Source organism: Psychrobacillus sp. NPDC093200 (assembly GCF_050280345.1).
GTDB classification, from domain to species: domain Bacteria; phylum Bacillota; class Bacilli; order Bacillales_A; family Planococcaceae; genus Psychrobacillus; species Psychrobacillus faecigallinarum.
In genome coordinates this window covers 936,237-955,012 of sequence record NZ_JBNNVC010000002.1, presented here as the reverse complement: position 1 = coordinate 955,012, position 18,776 = coordinate 936,237, and the positions used below count along the sequence as shown (strand labels likewise).

Genomic DNA, 18,776 nt, shown 5'->3' with positions numbered 1-18,776 from the left:
GGATTCCCCTTTTCTATTTAAATATACATAATTGAAAGGGGTTTCAAGAATGGGTTTAGAAATGCAAATGTTGTTGGGGTTAGTTATTGGTGTAACGGTTTTAATTTTGCTTGTGTTAAAAACTAAAATTCATGCTTTTTTAGCGTTGCTAATTGCAGCTTCTGTAACTGGGCTTATTGGAGGGATGGAGCCTTTAAAGGTAGTTAACTCTATAACTTCTGGTTTCGGTAACACGCTAGCTTCTATAGGGATCGTTGTAGGGCTAGGGGTAATGATGGGGAGGATTTTAGAAGTAACGGGAGCAGCTGAAAAGCTAGCTTATACGTTAATTCGAGTAGTTGGAAAGAAGAAGGAAGAATGGGCAATGGCCATTGCTGGTTATTTCGTATCTATTCCTATTTTTGTAGATTCGGCCTTCGTCATTTTAAATCCTTTAGTAAAGTCATTATCACGTAAAACAGGGAAATCTGTAGTTACATTGGGGGTTGCATTAGCGATAGGGTTAGCAGCAACTCACCATGCGGTTCCACCAACTCCAGGTCCTTTAGGGGTAGCGGGTATTTTTGGAGTAGATATAGGTGAAATGATCTTCTGGGGATTAATATTTGCTATTCCGATAATTATAATAGGTGTTCTTTATGCAAAATGGATTGGAAAACGAATATACCAAGTTCCAGAAGAAGATGGAGAAGGATTTATTCGTAAAGATTCGTCTGAAATGGTATACAATGATTTTTTAGCAGCTTCTGCTGACAGAGAAAAAGAGCTACCATCTTTTTTCATATCTTTTTTACCGATATTATTGCCAATCATATTAATATTCTTAAATACCACTTTAACAGCTTTAGAAATAACAGGAGGGTTCTGGGAATATGTATTATTCTTAGGACAACCAATTATCGCTTTAGCACTTGGATTAGTTGTCGCAATTTATGGTTTAGCTAATCAAATGAAAAAAGAAGAAGCTTTAGAGAGAATGGAAGAAGGAATGACTACTGCGGGTATCATCCTTTTAGTTACAGGTGCTGGTGGTGCATTAGGAACAGTATTGCGTGACAGTGGCACAGGGGATTATTTAGCTGAAATAATTGCAGGGTTACCTCTGCCTGCTATATTAGTGCCATTCTTTATAGCGTCTATTGTACGATTAATACAAGGTAGTGGGACTGTTGCTATGATTACAGCAGCTTCAATCTCTGCTCCAATTTTAGCCAATCTTGACGTTAATCTAGCCTTAGCGGCTCAAGCGGCGGCACTAGGTGCAATGTTATTTTCTTACTTCAATGATTCACTGTTCTGGGTTGTTAACCGTATGTTAGGAATCACTAAACTAAAAGAACAAATTTTAGTTTGGTCCGTACCAACAACCATTGCTTGGGGTACCTCTTTAATCATGCTAATCATCGCCAATGCCATAGTAGGCTAATAGAATACTAGAACATCGCTGCTTATATTTCTAGTGTTTCGTATATTTCATGTGTCTGGTATATTACAGGTGCCTGGCACCTGTAATATACACAAATTATTTTAATATACAAATGCAAATATTCTAATATAATATAATTACAATTCTCGTAATAAATACGCTTAAAAAAGGTTTTTTTTTAATAGAGGTAGTTAGTTGCAAATAGAGAAGAAAAAAATAGAAACTTTTATTTCAATAGTGTTACAGGTGCCTGGCACCTGTAACACTATTTTTATGAGCAAATTTTCAGCATATTTTAGTGGGTGCGTGATATACTAACAAAATGATTTGGGTTTGAAATTTTTGCATGATTTTTAATAGTTTTAGGAGGAATGGATATGTCAATCAAGGTAGCAGCTATTATTGGAAGTAACAGAAAAGAGTCTTACAATCGTAAATTAGTGGAGTATATGAAGAAGCGTTATGCGGATAAGTTAGTTATTGAGCTTGTTTCTATCAATGAAGTAGAAATGTTTAATGCTGATATTGAGAATGATCCTCCGCAAGGTGCGATTGAATTTAAAAAGAATGTTCGTAATGCGGATGCGGTGCTTTTTGCTGTACCAGAATATAATTTCTCTATTCCTGGTGCTTTAAAAAATGCAATAGATTGGTTATCACGTAGTGGAAATGATTTAGTTGGTAAACCAACTTTCATCATTGGCTCTTCAATGGGTGTGCTAGGAAGCGTTCGAGCTCAAATGCACCTTCGTGAGATACTATCTAATCCGAATCTCCAACCACAGCTACTTCCAGGAAACGAAGTGTATGTAGGGGCAATTCATACAAAATTGAATGAACAAAATGAAGTGACTGATCAAGCAACAATAGATTTTCTAGATAAAGTAGTAAATAATTTCATCGAATTTTATAATAAAGTTAAGTAAGAGTAAAAAGGGAGAAAATCATTGATGATTTTCTCCCTTTTAATATATAAAGCATATTTTGATCTCTGTTATAATTTTTATTTAGCTTTTCACGCAATTGCTTGTCAGGGTGCATAGGAGCTTAGTTTTTCTCATTTCGCAAGCCATGCAATGCAAAAATCTTGTATACTCAGCCCTAGATCTATTATTTAATATAGCTAAAATTCTCTAAAGGATAAATTGTCATGTTAACCTTTCCTAAAACGATATCAATAGGTACAAATCCGACACTAGGATTTCTGCTATCGTTGCTGAAACGCCTATTGTCCCCTAGGACGAACAAGGAACCCTCTGGAACGACTACTTCCCCCAAATATTCTTCAAGTGTAAAGTCCTCCGTGAGCGTGCCATTATCTAATAACTCTTTTTTAAATTCATCTAAATATGGTTCATCGAATTTAGTCCCGTTTATTAAAAGCTCATCGTTTTTATAAGTAATATGGTCTCCAGGAATGCCTATAACTCGCTTGATATAATTAGTTTCCGCATCCACTTTAAAAACAATTACATCAAATCGCTCGTAGTCACTCAATTTCGGCCCTATTTTATTGACCATGACTTTGTCCCCGCTTTCAAAAGTGGGGAGCATAGAGGCACCTTCTACTTCGATAGGTGTAAACAAAAAATATCGAATTCCAAAAGCAAATATAACAGCAATTCCAATCGCTCTAAACCACTCCCAAAACTCACTTTTACCATTCATCTTTTTCAAATTATTCCCTCACATTCTTCCATTATTATTAGCTTTATTTTAACATGAAAATATAAATTATAGAAAAAATATCCTGTTTGAGTACATTATTGATATTGGTTAAGCAATTTAAAAAACTTCACAGTAAAATCATGAAATACCTTCTCAGATGGGGATAAGTCCCTCGTGACCGGGCTAATCATGCCAACTGTTCTTTGAAGAGGAGGAGAATACAGTGGAATCTTAACCGTAAACCTAGGAATAGAGTCATAAAAGGTGCTATCAGGCAAAAGTGTTATACCGATCCCAGCGGCAACCAATCCCTTAATAGCATCCATGTCCTCACCCTCTGAGGAACTTTTAGGTGTAAATCCAAGTGAATTACATGCGTCTATTATAATCTTATGTAATACAAATCCCTTTGGGAATAAAACAAAGTCCTCATTTCGCAAATCAATCAAGGGAACCTTCTCCTTCTTTGCTAAAGGGTGATTTACAGGAACTAGCACGGAAAAGTTTTCCGTAAACAATATGGTGGTATTAATAGAATAATCTTTCGGAGGGAGTGGTCCTAAAAATGCTATATTAATTTCCCGATTTTTTACTGCATCTATTAAATAATCATAAGATCCTTGTCTTAATTGGAAAGCCACATTCGGATGCTCTTTTTTAAAGGCAGAAATAACGGTCGGTAATAAATGGCCGGCTAAACTAGTGGGGAAGCCGATTTTAATAGTCCCTTTTTCCGGATCCAAATATTCGTCAATTTGTTTTTTTGCATAGTCTATAGCCTGAAGAGCTGAAAGGCTATGCTCTAAAAAGATTTTCCCTATTGGTGTCAATTTAACATTGCGACCTATTCGCTCGAATAATTCTACTCCCAACTCATTCTCTAAATTAGCTATTTGTCTGCTAACCGCAGACTGAGCAACATGTAAATGTATCGCCGCTTCCGAAATATGTTCTCGTTCTGCTACTTCTTTAAAGTATCTTAATTGCCTTATTTCCATAGTTTTCTCCTAACCTATCTCAAATGTAGATTGTTTATATCCAAATTATATATTGTTTATATTATTTTGAAAACATACAATGTTCCTAACACACTTTTTTGGAAAATGGAGGTCGATTACATGACATTTCACCAGCTACCGAAAGCACAGGGCATGTATAATCCAGAATTAGAACATGACGCCTGTGGGATAGGTTTATATGCAAATATAAAAGGAACACCAACACATGATATAGTGAAAAAAGGTTTAGAAATGTTATGTCGTTTGGATCATCGTGCTGGAAAAGGTAGTGATGGTCAAACGGGAGATGGAGCAGGTCTCATGGTACAAATTCCAGATGTTTTTTTTCGGGTAGTTTGTAGTCAATGGGAAATTCCAGAAAAAGGACAGTATGGAGTAGGTATGTTGTTTTTTACAGAGGCGGATGAAGAAAGACAAGCGATAGAACAAAAAATAAATGATACCATTTTCGCCGAAGGTCAGGAACTTATAGGATGGAGGACAGTCCCGACAGACAAAAGTATGTTGAGTGATTCAGCTCGAAATACTGCACCAGTAGTGAGGCAAGTATTTATTAAAGCTAAAAGTCTTCCTGACTCTTTATCCTTTGAACGGAAGTTATATGTTATTAGGAAACAGATAGAGCATTGGGCACATCAAGAAGCTAAAAAATTCTACTGTGCAAGTCTTTCAAGTCAAACAATAGTTTTTAAAGGAATGCTGACTCCTAAAGAAGTAGATCAGTTTTATGTGGACTTACAAGACGAGCTTTTTACTTCTGCTTTTTCACTAGTGCATTCTCGATACAGCACTAATACTTTCCCTAGCTGGGAGCGTGCACACCCAAATCGCTATATTGTTCACAATGGTGAAATAAACACGCTACGCGGTAATGTCAATTGGATGAAAGCTCGTGAGCAACAGTTTGTTTCAGATGCCTTTGGTGATGATTTAGGAAAAATCCTTCCTATTATTGATCCTTCTGGAAGTGATTCATCTATGCTCGATAATGCATTTGAATTTTTTGTATTAGCTGGGAGATCTCCGGCACATACAGCTATGATGCTTATTCCAGAACCGTGGACTGAGAATCCTCATATTTCTCAAGAGAAAAAAGCATTTTATGCTTATCATAGCTCTTTAATGGAGCCTTGGGATGGACCAACAGCTATCTCGTTTACAAATGGCAAGCAGATAGGTGCTATTCTAGATCGTAATGGGTTGAGACCAGCTCGTTATTACGTGACAAAAGATGACTACATTATATTTTCTTCAGAAGTTGGAGTAGTAGACATCGAAGAAGATAATATTCTTTATAAGGAGCGTCTAAGTCCTGGAAGAATGCTTTTAATAGATTTGGAGCAGGGAAGAATTATATCCGATGAGGAAATTAAGTCAGAAATGGCGATGGCTCAGCCTTATCAGCAATGGTTAGAAGACTATCAACAAAAGATATTAGTAAATGAAGAAAACATAGAAAATCTTGATGACCTGTTATTTCGTCAAAAGGCTTTTGGCTATACGTATGAAGACATTCACAAATATATGCTGCCAATTGCAATAGAGGGAAAAGATCCTATTGGTTCTATGGGGAATGACACCCCGTTAGCTGTATTGTCAGATAGACCGCAATCCCTCTTCAATTATTTTAAGCAGTTGTTTGCTCAAGTTACCAATCCACCAATAGATTCAATACGGGAGCATATTGTTACATCCACCATGACATTGCTTGGTGCAGAAGGCGATCTGCTTACCCCTGGAGAAGTTAATGCGAAGCGAATATATTTGGATACACCAGTTTTAACTAATGGGCAGCTTCAAGAAATAAAGGATTTGAAGGATGAAAGCTATCAAAGTGGTATTATTTACATTGATATGTCTGAAGATTTGGAAAAAGATTTGCGGAGAATCTCTAAAAAAGCAGACGAACTGATAGAACAGCGAATCTCTTTAATCATTTTGTCTGATAAATCTCTAAATCAGTCTCAACCAACTATTCCGATTTTATTGGCAGCTAGTCATTTACACCAACACTTGCTTCGAACAGGTAATCGAACGAAAGTTAGCATTTTAGTGGAAACTGGGGAGTCAAGAGAGGTTCATCAGTTTGCTGCACTTATTGGTTATGGGGTAGATGCGATTAATCCATATCTTGCATATGCAACCATTGCAGAAGCTATACAAAATGGACACTTAGAATGCAACTATCACGATGCTATAACTAAGTATAGTAAGGGGATAGCAGAAGGTGTCGTAAAAGTCATGTCTAAAATGGGTATTTCCACTGTACAGAGCTACAGAGGGGCACAGATATTTGAAGCGGTAGGTATTAGCAAAGATGTAATTGAGAATTATTTCACAGGCACTGTGTCTCAGCTTGGTGGGATTGACATAGAAACGATTAGAGAAGAGGCAATTCGTAGACATATACTAGCGGTCGAATCTACTGTGGATGCTTTAGATTCAGGGAGTGATTTTCAATGGAGAAGCACTGGCGAGCATCATGCCTTTAATCCAAAGACAATTCACACACTTCAATGGGCAACGCGAAGAGGAGACTACGGACTTTATCGTCAGTATGCAGAAATGGCAAATGAAGAGCGAATAGGCTTTTTACGAAACCTACTGACATTTAAGAAGGGAACAAAGAAAATCACATTAGATGAAGTTGAATCTGTAGATTCCATTGTGAAGAGGTTTAAGACAGGTGCTATGTCCTTTGGTTCACTAAGTCAGGAAGCGCATGAAACTTTAGCAATTGCAATGAATCGTCTTGGAGGAAAGAGTAACAGCGGAGAGGGTGGAGAACATCCTAATCGTTATGTATTAGATACTAATGGGGATAACCGACGTAGTTCTATCAAACAGATTGCTTCAGGTCGTTTTGGTGTAAATAGTCACTATTTAGTAGAGGCAGATGAGCTCCAGATAAAAATGGCTCAAGGCGCTAAACCAGGTGAAGGTGGTCAACTTCCAGGCAATAAAGTATATCCATGGGTAGCAGATGTCAGAGGATCCACAACTGGAGTGGGATTGATATCCCCACCTCCACATCATGATATTTATTCCATAGAGGATATGGCCCAACTTATTCATGATTTAAAAAATGCAAATAGATTTGCGAGAATTAGTGTGAAGCTAGTTGCCAAATCGGGAGTAGGAACAATTGCTGCGGGTGTTGCAAAAGGCTCTGCAGACGTAATTGTAATTAGTGGATACGACGGTGGAACGGGAGCTTCTCCAAAAACAAGCATTAAGCATACTGGATTGCCTTGGGAGCTAGGACTTGCTGAAGCACATCAAACGTTAATGCTAAATGGCTTACGAAATAAAGTGGTTTTGGAAACTGACGGCAAACTAATGACTGGAAAGGATGTAGTAATGGCTGCTTTGTTAGGAGCAGAAGAATTTGGCTTTGCTACAGCGCCTCTAATCGTATTAGGCTGTGTCATGATGCGTGCCTGTCATATGGACACTTGTCCAGTAGGGATAGCAACGCAAAATCCTGAGCTAAGAGACAAATTTAGTGGTTCTGCTGATTATGTCGTTAACTTTATGAGGTTTGTGGCAGAGGAAGTAAGAGAGTATATGGCATTGCTAGGATTTAGAACAGTTGATGAAATGGTAGGAAGAACTGACCTACTTGAAGTTAGTGACCGAGCAAAATCTCATTGGAAAGCTCAGCAACTAGATCTCTCTGTCCTACTATACCAAGTGAGTGGAGACAGAACATGTAAACAAAAACAAGATCATCAGCTCGAAAAGTCATTTGACATGAGGGAGCTTATGCCTCGAGTTGAAAAAGCTATTATAAATAGAACAAAGGTTGATCTACAATATAAGATTGCTAATACTGATCGAGTTGTCGGTACCATTATTGGAAGTGAAATCTCCAAAAAATACGGGGCAAGTGGTCTGCCAGATGATTCAATTACTTTACGATTCAATGGTGCTGCCGGTCAGAGCTTTGGTGCATATATTCCACAAGGAATGACAATGTTTGTAGAGGGAGATGTAAACGACTACTTTGGCAAAGGAATTTCTGGAGGAAAGCTAGTTGTTACTTCTCCATTATCAGGAACTTCAGAACAAAATGTAATCGCTGGAAATGTGGCGCTATATGGAGCTACTGATGGAGCAGTGTTCATTAACGGCCGAGCTGGTGAACGTTTTGCTGTAAGGAATAGTGGTGCAGACGTGGTTGTTGAAGGGATAGGTGATCATGGTTGTGAGTATATGACGGGCGGTCGAGCAGTTATCCTTGGGGACGTAGGCAAAAATTTTGGAGCAGGAATGTCCGGTGGTATCGCTTATGTATTGGTTGAAGATATAGAGCAGTTCAAATTTAAGTGTAATAAAGAAATGATTGGATTTGAGAAACTTCAATCTAAAGAAGAGACTCATAGTGTAAGACAGCTAATAATGGACCATTACTATTATACAAGAAGCACAAAAGCAATGAATATTTTAGACAATTGGAATGAAATGGTGCAAAAAGTAGTCAAGGTTGTACCTAATGATTATAAAATGATGCTAGAAAAAATTGCTGCATTTAAAAAAGATGGATTAACAGAAGATGATGCAGCGATGAAAGCCTTCCTTTCAACCTCTACAAAACAAGTAGAAAAGAAAGCTACACTTATCAAAAAATAAAGTAATTTGACTCCTTTATGTAAGAGATTCGGGCTCAATTAGGATAGCACTACGTAGGGTATTTTTGGTAGAGCTGCTCAGAGTAAGTAATAGTTTTACAATGCTCACTTTGACATCTAAAGATGTCTAATCATCGAGTGAAGCAGGCAAACAGTGCCGTACTAAGGAAAGGAGGAATTTTTATATGGGTAAACCAACTGGTTTTATGGAATATCAACGAGAAAAAGGAAAGGAAGTCGCACCTCTAAAACGTATAAAAAACTGGGGGGAATACGCTTCTAAACTTTCTGATGAGTCTCTTCGCAAGCAAGGAGCACGTTGTATGGATTGTGGTACTCCATTTTGCCATATGGGAATCGAAATCAGAGGTGCAACTACGGGCTGTCCAATAAATAACTTAATACCAGAATGGAACGATTTAGTTTACCGAGGGAAATGGCAGGAAGCATTAAATCGATTAATGATGACAAATAATTTCCCAGAGTTTACAGGTCGAGTATGCCCGGCACCTTGTGAGGGCTCATGCACATTAGCTATAACAGATCCTGCAGTTTCTATTAAGAATATCGAAAGAACAATCATAGACAAAGGATTTGAAAATGGCTGGATTACTCCAAGAATTCCTACGATTAGAACTGGAAAAAAAATAGCCGTTATTGGTTCTGGTCCTGCTGGTTTAGCAAGTGCAGACAATTTAAACCAAGCAGGCCACTCTGTTACGGTTTATGAACGTGCTGACCGTGCAGGCGGGCTGTTGATGTATGGTATTCCGAATATGAAACTAGAAAAAGAAATAGTAGAAAGAAGAGTTCACCTGCTTCAGCAGGAAGGTATTGATTTCATTTTAAATACAGAGGTTGGAAGGGATATTACTGCTGAGGAGCTAAAACTTCAATATGATGCAGTTATCCTTTGCATCGGGGCACAAAAACAACGTGCACTTCATATGGAGGGTAGTAATGCAGAGGGAGTTTATTTAGCAATGGACTATTTAACTTCTACAACAAAGAGCTTATTAGATTCAAATTTCGCTGACGGTCAATTTATTAACACGAAAGGGAAGGATGTTATTGTAATTGGTGGAGGAGATACAGGTGCAGACTGTGTAGCTACAGCTATCCGTCAAAACTGTCGTAGTGTAGTTCAGTTTGGAAAACATCCACAGCTTCCATCATCCCGTGCAGAGGATAACCAATGGCCTACAGATCCGAATATTTTTAAACTGGAATATGCGTACGAGGAAGCTAATGCAAAATATGGAAAAGACCCTAGAGAATATTTAATTCAAACGAAAAAAATGATTAAAGACAAGGATGGAAGGCTAAAAGAGCTTCATACAATCCAAATGGAAAAAATCCTTGGTGAGGACGGATTTTATTTTTTTAAAGAAGTTCCAGGTTCGGAAAAGATTTGGCCTGCGCAATTTGTTTTTGTAGCAATAGGATTTGAAGGACCAGAGACTTCTTTAACTGAACAATTTGGAGTAAAGGTTTTGAACAAAAGGATTGCTGCTTCTGCTAAAGATTATACTACAAATGTAGAAGGTGTATTTGCAGCAGGTGATGCTAGAAAGGGCCAAAGTTTAATCGTTTGGGCAATTAAAGAAGGTCAAGAGGTAGCAAAAAGAGTGAATGACTATGTAACGAATAAAGCAGTTGCTAGATAATCATGAGAGAGAGACCTAGGGATGGGTCTCTCGATTTTTTTGTAATATATTTCATCGTGTTATCATATTAGCATACTAAAGTTTTTCTTTTATTTTCTGTCAACTGATGGCATAATAAAGTAATACTAGAACTGGGGGTAGTAACAGCATGATTGGTATTATAGATTATGGAGCAGGAAATTTACATAGTGTAGTAAAGGCAATTACTCAGCTTGGTTATCAGATTAAACTTATTACTAAACCTAGTGACCATGACGATCTAATAGATAAGCTAATTCTGCCAGGGGTAGGCAATGCAAAGGTAGCTATGAATGTTTTAAACGAGACAGGCTTAAGTGATTATTTACGAACAGAGGTTGCCAAGGGGACACCGCTTTTGGGAATTTGCTTAGGAATGCAACTTCTTTTAGAAACTAGTGAAGAGGGAGATGTACCATGTTTAGGATTTCTACCCGGAACAGTTCCATTGTTTGGTGAAGAGGCTGAAAAGGTTCCTCATATGGGATGGAATCAAGTGAAGGATGTTCAAAATCATTTCTTGTTTCAGGATATTCCAGAAAGCACTGATTTCTATTTTGTTCATTCGTATTACGCAGAGCCTAGCATGGAGCAACACGTCATAGGTGTGACTAATTATGGACCCGACTTTGCGTGTGCAATAGGAAATAAGCAAGTGATGGGTGTACAGTTTCATCCAGAAAAAAGCGGTAAGTATGGCATTCAATTACTAGACAATTACTGCAAGCAAGGAGTTAGACAGCATGCTTAGAAAAAGAATTGTTCCTGCAATAGATGTTTTAGGTGACAAAGCGGTAAAGTATGTACAATTTAGAAACCCTACAATAATTGGTGATCCAGCAGAGCTAGGGAAGAAATATTCAGAAGACGGCGCGGATGAGTTAATCTATTTAGATACCACCGCTTCATTAAAAAACCAAGATTTGAAAATAGATTGGATACGTCGAGTTGCAGAGCAGGTGTATATACCTTTTTCTGTAATAGGTGGTGTTAGAACAATAGATGATTTCAAGAGGCTTCTTCGCGCTGGCGCTGATAAGGTAGGGGTCAACTCAGCTGCCGTACAAAGACCAGAGCTTTTAAGAGAAGCCGCGGATATATTCGGTAAACAATGTGTAGTGTTGGGGCTTGATGCCATGCCAATTTATAATGACGATAAGGAAATTGTGAGATGGGAAGTATATACACATTCAGGACACGAGAAAACGGGAATGGATGTAGTGGAGTGGGCGCAACAAGCAACCGATCTTGGAGCTGGTGAGATTATTTGCACAAGTATTCATAAGGATGGCATGAAAAATGGTTATGATGTGGAGCTGATCAAGTTACTCTCGGAAAAAGTAAATGTACCAATTATTGCTTCTGGTGGTGCGGGTAAATTAGAGCATATAGAAGAAGTGTTTGCTGCAGGAAAAGCGGACGCGGCACTAGTAGCTTCAATGATTCATTACGGAGATTATACTATTTCAGAGATTAAGGATTACCTGCAGGTGAAGGGTATTAATATGAGAATGTAAAGTTAAAATGACCTGTCTGTTGAACAATCTTGTTCACAGCAGGTCTTTTTGCAGTATTTATTTGATAATCGGACGGAATTAAAAAAAGCTATCCAGTCATCCAAATGGATAGCTTGGGTAAAGGAAGTTTATGCATTTATTTAGCACTGCGCTAGCCACACAAATAGTAAGAGTAGCAAAGATTTATTAAAGGTTTTTTAGATATTCTAAATCTATCTAATTATTTCCCAACCACGTTCTTGGGCAAGATTTCGAAGCTTTTCTTCTGGTTTAACTGCAATTGGATTTCCGACTAATTCAAGAACAGGTAAATCCGAATAGCTATCACCGTATGCATAGCTGTTTTCCCAGTCTATTTCTTGGCCTTCTAACTGTTCCAAAAGTTTCTGAGTCTTCATAGCGCCATTCACATGTTCCAGCGGTGATTTAGTATATACTGAGTTCTCTTTATAGATTATTTCAGTGCCTATGATTTGTTTGAATGAAATTCCTTCGGTTACTCGCTCTAAAAATTGAGTATATGCACCCGACACTAGATAAATATGTACATTTTCTTGTTGGTGAGTATTTAGCTTTTCCAGTACTTTTTTATTGAAGTTTTTTTGCATTTGTTCCTTTAATTCATCAAAATACTGAGACATCTCATCTCTTGTTCTACCTTCAAAAGCTTCCAAATATAGTTGCATGGACCGCTTCTTCATATTTGTAGTTGGATAAAGCTTAAGCTTATTTGCAATATAAGGAGGTACGATCGATCGATAGAATCGTTTATATTGGGGATGATAAGTTGGGTGTTCCTTTAAATGGTTCATTAACAGCTTGAACGTTTCTTCTTCGTATAAAGTTCCGTCAAAGTCAAAAATTGCAACTCGCATGTCTTCACCTTTTCTTTATAGGACTTTGTTTTATTATACTGGAAAATACGAAGGAAAGAAAAAATACTTGTCCTTAAGTGAATTTTGTAGAAATCTATATGAGTTTCTACTTATAAAAATGTATACAAAGTTGCAGATTATTCTTAGCTTTTACAAAAAAATATGGCGCTTTCTGCTCCAAAGTTGAACAGAAAGCGCCAGGATGCTGCTTCGAATTATTGCATTTTGTACATTGGACCTTCTGCAGTACCGTAGTTGTTGAAGATCTGTTCCATTGTTTGATCATCGAAGCGTGGTACTTGATAATAACCATGCTTGTTTTGATAAATGGAAAGCTCATACGCCATCTCAATACAGTTCGGGATTGAGTCTTGAAGTACTCTTCGTACAACTGGGTTGGTAGACTCTAACGCAGCAGGTACTTTTCCAGCGGCACCAGCTTTAGCAGACCCTAGCAAATAACCTGAAATCATTTCATCATTAATTTCAGAAATGCTTTGCATAGGTTTCTTAGGCTGTGAAGACGGCTTTAAACCATAAGTGAAATCATTTTCCGTTGCCATCTTATAAGATGACGTGCGGTGTGAAGGATCTTTTCCGGTTTTAAAGCATTCCACTAACATATTATACTCATCCAAAGCGAATGAATATTGGCGATCCAGGATATTCAGTAATTCCTGATCCTTCACATGAGGACGAAGAATGGTTTTCAAGTTTAATGCACCAATTGCTGCTGACAATACCTCATGTACATCCATTAGCTCGTGAGCGCCATGATTAAAATGAGGTACAACTGTTTGCCCGTTCATCGTTTCACTGTGATTTTGACTGTATGTGTTATCCAATCTATTCTCCTCCTCCATAAAGATGTATTAAAACATCTCAATTAGTGTGAACAGAACAACCAAAAATATGTATAGATACTTATAGCTAAAATGTGTTACAGGTGCCTGGCACCTGTAACACATTTGAAATAAAACAATCGTGAATTTTTTAGGGAAATTCACGATTGTGCTTGGGCAATTTAGTTTTCGATTGATGTACCTAAAGAAAAGAGGAAGCGATACAAAAAATGGTATGTTTCTTCTATAGTATAGTTATCGTTAAAACCGTCAATATAATTTAAAGGAAGGTTTACTTCCCAAAGACCATCGCCGTTAGAGAACATGACGCTGTAATTCATTGCTTTTCCATCGAAGTGATTGTTCAAGTAAGCTTTTAATGCTTCACCATATTTTTTTTGTATGGCAAGACCAAACATAGCCGTATACACATCAAATACTTCATCATATTCAAAGGCAATAGCATCTACACTAATCACGTCGAAGTGAGCAGTCTCTATGTACATGAACTCGTTTACTTTTTCTTTAAAATGAGTTATTGGCGTTTTTAAAAATGCGCTAGATTCTTTTGAAACTAATTCTTCTGTTTCTTTGTCAAACCGTTCAATGATTGCGCTATTAAATAGGTTGTCGTTTTCTATCAAGGATATACTTGTAGATTCTGACAAAAGTTCTTTCGCTAAAGCGTAATCTTGTTCTTCTTTAGTTAGCTCAAGGGTTACACCTGTAGCATCGGTGATTTTTTGTATAAGTTTCTTTTTTATCATATATAATCGTTCCTTTCTTCATCAGCAATTACTTGTAAGTCATATGCGTCAATACTAATTATAGGGTAGTTATTTTTTTCTGCATAATTTTGCGCTAGTTTTTTTATGAATTTTGGTGACCCTTCATTCTCCTCATCATAAATGATTAACATTGCATCTGTATTTCTTATGAGAAATTTATTCTTTTCGATAAATTGCCATGGAGCCTCATAAGGCTTCTTTGTCACACTAGTATGAAAATCAGCTAGTGATATAAGTCTTTGATAATTTTCCTTCTTTTGATCATTCCAATTTTTTTCCTGTTCTAAAAAGGGAGTAATAATAGAATATTTTAAATGTGGAAATTCCTTTTTTAACTCCACTACCATTTCTGCAGACCAAGTTTCTACACCAAGCTGTCCACTTGTTATTACCCATTCAAGACCCTCGTCGAGAAGTGCGCGCATCTGATTCTCAACTGCTTTTTTTATGATAGGCACACCAGGATGGTTGTCATTGAATATACCTAATTCATGGGCTTTATACCCAGTTATTAAAAGTCTTTTAATCATTTTCTCTACCTTCTTTTAACTTTTTGAGTAATGTGTCCATATACTACATCTTCTCATAAACTAGTATGAATGCAAAGAAGGGATGATGAAAGTTGGATGAAACGGTAAGCGTAGAGTATGTAAGTCCATTTGAAGGACACGTTTTCCAAGCGGCACAAAGTTTAATGGGTACAAACATAGCAGTACAAACAACTAAAAATATTCTTCAGGGTAAACTGACGATGGTAGCTCCGGATCATATTGTAGTGAGTGTAGGTGGAGTTCCTTTTTACGTACGTATTCAAGCTATAGTGTGGATTACTCCGAACATACCTAAATGAAAGGATGGTTAATTGTTTAATAGAGTAGATAAGTTGTTAATTGAATTACCTAATTTAGAATATGGTGACGCAAATGCCGCTTCAGTAGTTCAAGAACTATTAGGTGGGAAATTTGGTGAGATGTCTACTCTCAACAACTATATGTATCAATCTTTTAACTTTCGTGGAAAAACTAAGCTAAAACCATTCTATGATTTGGTTGCTAGTATCACTGCAGAGGAATTTGGTCATGTAGAGCTCGTATCTAATACGATTAATCTGTTATATAAAGGAACTAGCTTTAGTGGAGATCCAGATTTAGCACCACTTCAAGATGCCAAGAATATGCGAAACACTTATGCTTTTATTGCCAATGCTCAAACCTCTTTAGCTGGAGATTCTATGGGTAATCCATGGAGAGGAGATTACGTATTCTCGAGTGGCAACCTAGTACTAGATCTTTTGCATAATTTCTTTTTAGAATGTGGAGCTAGAACTCATAAAATGAGAGTATATGAAATGACTGAACACCCAACTGCTAGAGAAATGATTGGATACTTATTAGTACGTGGAGGAACTCATATTATTGCGTACGCAAAAGCTCTTGAAATGGCGACAGGTGTAGATGTGACCAAAATGCTACCAATCCCTAACTTGGATAATCGTGCGTTTGATCACGCGCGCAAATACGAGGATCTTGGATACGGAAATGTTCTATTCACTTGGAATAATGTTGGCGATTACAAGGACATCGATAAAATTTGGAAGGGACAAAATCCAACAAGTGGAGACAGGTTGTTCGTGAAAGAAGGCAGTCCTAAGGGTTATAAAATTCCTGAATTAGAATCGCTTCCGGAGGAATTTGCTCCTGGTATCGGACCAGAAGAATTCCAAGCAATTGCAAAAAGACTGATGTCAAAAATTTAAACTAAGAAAACCTAGCGCTTACATCTGTCTTGAAATTATATGAGTATAGCGAATAGGCAGCGCTCTAGCTATCCCAACTATACATTTGACCTTGAATGATAAGGCTCTAGAATTAAATGAACCTGATTTCATTTCTTTAACACTTTCGTATCTTTCCATTAAAAAAGCCCCGTTCTAGCTGAACTGGGCTATTACATATCATTATCAATTATTTAATACACCTTTTGATACAAGTTCACGTATTTTTTCTTCCGAAAATCCAATCTCATCTAATACCTCCTGATTATGTTGGCCAAGCAGGGGGGCAGGGGAACGCAGCTGCCCTGGGGTTTCAGAAAATTTGGCTGGGAAGCCAAGTGTTTTCATAGGGCCAGCTATCGGATGCTCGTAATTTAACACCATATCTCGAGAAAGAATATGCTCATCTTCAAGCGCTTGGTCGTATGAATATATTGGGCTGCATGGAATTCCATGTTCATCAAGCAATGATAGCCATTCGGATGAGCATTTCTCTTGAAGGACAGTTTCAATTTCCAACTCAAGTTGGTTTACATTTTGTGTTCGTATAGAATTGGTTAGGAATCGTTTGTCATTAATCCACTCTGGTTTATTTATTACATATATACATAACTTTTCCCAAAGTTTTTGATTGCCAGCACCAATTAAAATAGAACCATCCTTAGTTTGAAACCCTTGGTAGGGAGAAGAGACACGATGAGCTGTACTATTTCTCTTAGGAATCTCGCCTTTACCAAAATATGCAGCTGCCTCCCAAACCGTCCAAGCGAGACCTGCGTCTACTAAGGATACGTCTATGTATTGACCAACTCCTGATTTTAACCGATAAATATAAGCAGAGAGAATTGACTGTATGGCTGTTTGTGCTGCTGCTATATCATGTATAGCAATGCCGACTTTTACAGGCTTACCTTCACGTTCTCCAGTCATATCCATTATTCCAGAGAGACCTTGCGCCATAATGTCATAGCCGCCCTTGTTTTTATAGGGTCCGGTCTGTCCATATCCAGAAATAGAACAATATATAAGCGATGGATTAATAGCTTTTAAAGTTTCATAGTCTATTCCAAGCTTGTTAGTTACACCCGGTCTGTAATTCTCAATAATAACATCCGCATCCTTGACTAATTCCTTCAATATCTGAATGCCTTCCTCTTTTTTTAGATTAAGGCATATACCTCTCTTGTTTCGATTCACCATCATATATATATAACTTTCTTCTTTAACATAAGGTCCCATTTGGCGAGTATCATCCCCATTTGGGTATTTCTCAACTTTTATAACTTCAGCTCCCATATCTGCTAGAACCATAGAGCAATAGGGACCCGCGAGGACCTGAGAAAGATCAACTATTTTCATACCTGTCAAAGCTTGTGCTATCATGATAAACCACCTTATCTTTAACCTTTAATGACCAGCATATTTCTAAGTTCTTCCATATTGCGTACACCCGCCAAGGAGATTGAAACCTTAGTCTCCTGCAGGAAATTTTCTAATACTCTTTCTACACCTTTCTGTCCACCGGCAGCAAGTCCCCATACGAATGGTCGCCCAATACAAACAGCAGTTGCACCAAGAGCAAGTGCTTTAACAGCATCAGAACCTCTTCTCACTCCGCTATCAAATAGAACTGGAATGCTTCCATTTACAGCTTCCACAATACCTGAAAGAGCATCTATGCTTGCAATAACACCGTCCAACTGACGACCTCCGTGATTGGATACGATGATACCATCAATTCCTTTTTCAATTGCCAGCTTGGCATCATCCGGGTGAAGTATACCTTTAATCAAAATAGGAAGGGATGTGTGATTCCTTAACTCTGTAATATCATTCCAGTTTAATGTAGGATGATAAATGTTTTCTAGGATGCTATCCACAATGGCTTCCTGAGATTGCTCCGTTAAATCAGCCATAAAAACAGGGTCTGTTGCGTAATTACCTTGACCATAGCCGCGTTTAAGAGGGGAGAACTGATTGCGAATATCTTCCTCGCGCCATCCAAGCATAACCGTATCCACTGTTAACACGATTGCCTCGTAGCCAGCAGCTTCCGCTCTTCTTGCCATACTAAAAGCAATTTCTTTATTGGAGGACCAGTAAAGCTGAAACCACTTTGAGCTGCCTGGAGTTGCTGCGGCAATCTCTTCAATAGAATAGCTCGACACAGTACTTTGTATATAAGGAAAATTAAATTTTGCTGCCGCCTTCGCAACAGCAATTTCTCCATCTTCATGGGCAATTTTATTTACACCGACGGGAGCGATGAAAAGAGGATGCGGATATGTATGACCTAATATTGTTACTTCTGTATTCAAAGAAGAGACATCTGTTAAGAATCTTGGAACTATCGAGTATTTGGAAAAGCTACTTATATTTTTATTGTAGGTTTCTTCTCCACCTGCCGATGAACGGATATAACCAAAGGGACCAGGTTCTAATGCTTCTCTCGCTTCCTGTTCTAATTCCTTAAAGTCAATTGGATATTTTGTGTGATTGTCTATATTTCCTAATAGTAAGTCATTATTTTTAGCATTGCTCATGATCTACA

Annotated in this window: 16 protein-coding genes; 8 read left to right on the top strand and 8 right to left on the bottom strand. The window is 37.7% G+C overall.

Annotated features, from left to right (window positions below):
- Window positions 1-49: 49 nt before the first annotated feature.
- Entirely contained in the window at window positions 50-1,426 is a 1,377-nt protein-coding gene (locus tag ACQKNZ_RS12505; RefSeq protein ID WP_427659962.1) for a GntP family permease, read from the top strand.
- Window positions 1,427-1,803: 377 nt separating this feature from the next.
- Window positions 1,804-2,352, top strand: coding sequence for an NADPH-dependent FMN reductase (locus ACQKNZ_RS12500; RefSeq protein ID WP_186318081.1), 549 nt, complete (start codon window positions 1,804-1,806; stop codon window positions 2,350-2,352).
- Window positions 2,353-2,536: 184 nt separating this feature from the next.
- Here ACQKNZ_RS12500 and lepB read toward each other — a convergent pair whose 3' ends face one another.
- A complete protein-coding gene (lepB, locus tag ACQKNZ_RS12495) occupies window positions 2,537-3,094 on the bottom strand; it encodes a signal peptidase I (RefSeq protein WP_427660167.1) in 558 nt (185 codons plus the stop codon).
- Between the two features lie 95 nt (window positions 3,095-3,189).
- A complete protein-coding gene (locus tag ACQKNZ_RS12490) occupies window positions 3,190-4,092 on the bottom strand; it encodes a LysR family transcriptional regulator (protein ID WP_151110094.1) in 903 nt (300 codons plus the stop codon).
- Between the two features lie 120 nt (window positions 4,093-4,212).
- Here ACQKNZ_RS12490 and gltB point away from each other — a divergent pair, with 120 nt between their 5' ends.
- From gltB to hisF, 4 genes are all read left to right on the top strand, one after another.
- A complete protein-coding gene (gltB, locus tag ACQKNZ_RS12485; protein WP_427659959.1) occupies window positions 4,213-8,745 on the top strand; it encodes a glutamate synthase large subunit in 4,533 nt (1,510 codons plus the stop codon).
- A gap of 184 nt (window positions 8,746-8,929) precedes the next feature.
- Window positions 8,930-10,411 carry a glutamate synthase small subunit gene (gene gltD / locus ACQKNZ_RS12480; protein WP_427659957.1) on the top strand — a complete coding sequence of 494 codons (1,482 nt, stop codon included), beginning with the start codon at window positions 8,930-8,932 and terminating at the stop codon, window positions 10,409-10,411.
- A gap of 148 nt (window positions 10,412-10,559) precedes the next feature.
- A complete protein-coding gene (gene hisH / locus ACQKNZ_RS12475; protein ID WP_144536771.1) occupies window positions 10,560-11,180 on the top strand; it encodes an imidazole glycerol phosphate synthase subunit HisH in 621 nt (206 codons plus the stop codon).
- Window positions 11,173-11,946 (top strand): imidazole glycerol phosphate synthase subunit HisF, encoded by a 774-nt coding sequence (gene hisF / locus ACQKNZ_RS12470; protein ID WP_144536769.1) that lies wholly within the window; start codon window positions 11,173-11,175, stop codon window positions 11,944-11,946. Before hisH ends, hisF begins: the two co-directional genes overlap by 8 nt.
- A gap of 212 nt (window positions 11,947-12,158) precedes the next feature.
- Here hisF and ACQKNZ_RS12465 read toward each other — a convergent pair whose 3' ends face one another.
- From ACQKNZ_RS12465 to ACQKNZ_RS12450, 4 genes are all read right to left on the bottom strand, one after another.
- Window positions 12,159-12,821, bottom strand: a complete 663-nt coding sequence (locus ACQKNZ_RS12465) for an HAD family hydrolase (protein WP_427659954.1) — start codon at window positions 12,819-12,821, stop codon at window positions 12,159-12,161.
- A gap of 215 nt (window positions 12,822-13,036) precedes the next feature.
- Complete coding sequence (locus ACQKNZ_RS12460) at window positions 13,037-13,666, bottom strand: spore coat protein (RefSeq protein ID WP_370455722.1); 630 nt, start codon at window positions 13,664-13,666, stop codon at window positions 13,037-13,039.
- 179 nt (window positions 13,667-13,845) lie between these two features.
- Window positions 13,846-14,430, bottom strand: coding sequence for a branched-chain amino acid aminotransferase (locus tag ACQKNZ_RS12455; protein ID WP_427659952.1), 585 nt, complete (start codon window positions 14,428-14,430; stop codon window positions 13,846-13,848).
- Window positions 14,427-14,981 carry an SLOG family protein gene (locus tag ACQKNZ_RS12450; protein WP_427659950.1) on the bottom strand — a complete coding sequence of 185 codons (555 nt, stop codon included), beginning with the start codon at window positions 14,979-14,981 and terminating at the stop codon, window positions 14,427-14,429. Before ACQKNZ_RS12450 ends, ACQKNZ_RS12455 begins: the two co-directional genes overlap by 4 nt.
- Window positions 14,982-15,073: 92 nt before the next feature.
- On the opposite strand from ACQKNZ_RS12450, the gene ACQKNZ_RS12445 reads away from it, so the two are divergent.
- Window positions 15,074-15,301 (top strand): DUF2642 domain-containing protein, encoded by a 228-nt coding sequence (locus tag ACQKNZ_RS12445; RefSeq protein WP_154310901.1) that lies wholly within the window; start codon window positions 15,074-15,076, stop codon window positions 15,299-15,301.
- Between the two features lie 12 nt (window positions 15,302-15,313).
- Complete coding sequence (locus ACQKNZ_RS12440) at window positions 15,314-16,207, top strand: manganese catalase family protein (RefSeq protein WP_144536757.1); 894 nt, start codon at window positions 15,314-15,316, stop codon at window positions 16,205-16,207.
- Between the two features lie 204 nt (window positions 16,208-16,411).
- Here the strand turns inward: ACQKNZ_RS12440 and ACQKNZ_RS12435 are convergent, their stop codons facing one another.
- Window positions 16,412-17,608 carry a CaiB/BaiF CoA transferase family protein gene (locus ACQKNZ_RS12435; RefSeq protein WP_427659947.1) on the bottom strand — a complete coding sequence of 399 codons (1,197 nt, stop codon included), beginning with the start codon at window positions 17,606-17,608 and terminating at the stop codon, window positions 16,412-16,414.
- Window positions 17,609-17,625: 17 nt separating this feature from the next.
- Window positions 17,626-18,768 carry an alpha-hydroxy-acid oxidizing protein gene (locus tag ACQKNZ_RS12430; RefSeq protein ID WP_144536755.1) on the bottom strand — a complete coding sequence of 381 codons (1,143 nt, stop codon included), beginning with the start codon at window positions 18,766-18,768 and terminating at the stop codon, window positions 17,626-17,628.
- Window positions 18,769-18,776 lie beyond the last annotated feature (8 nt).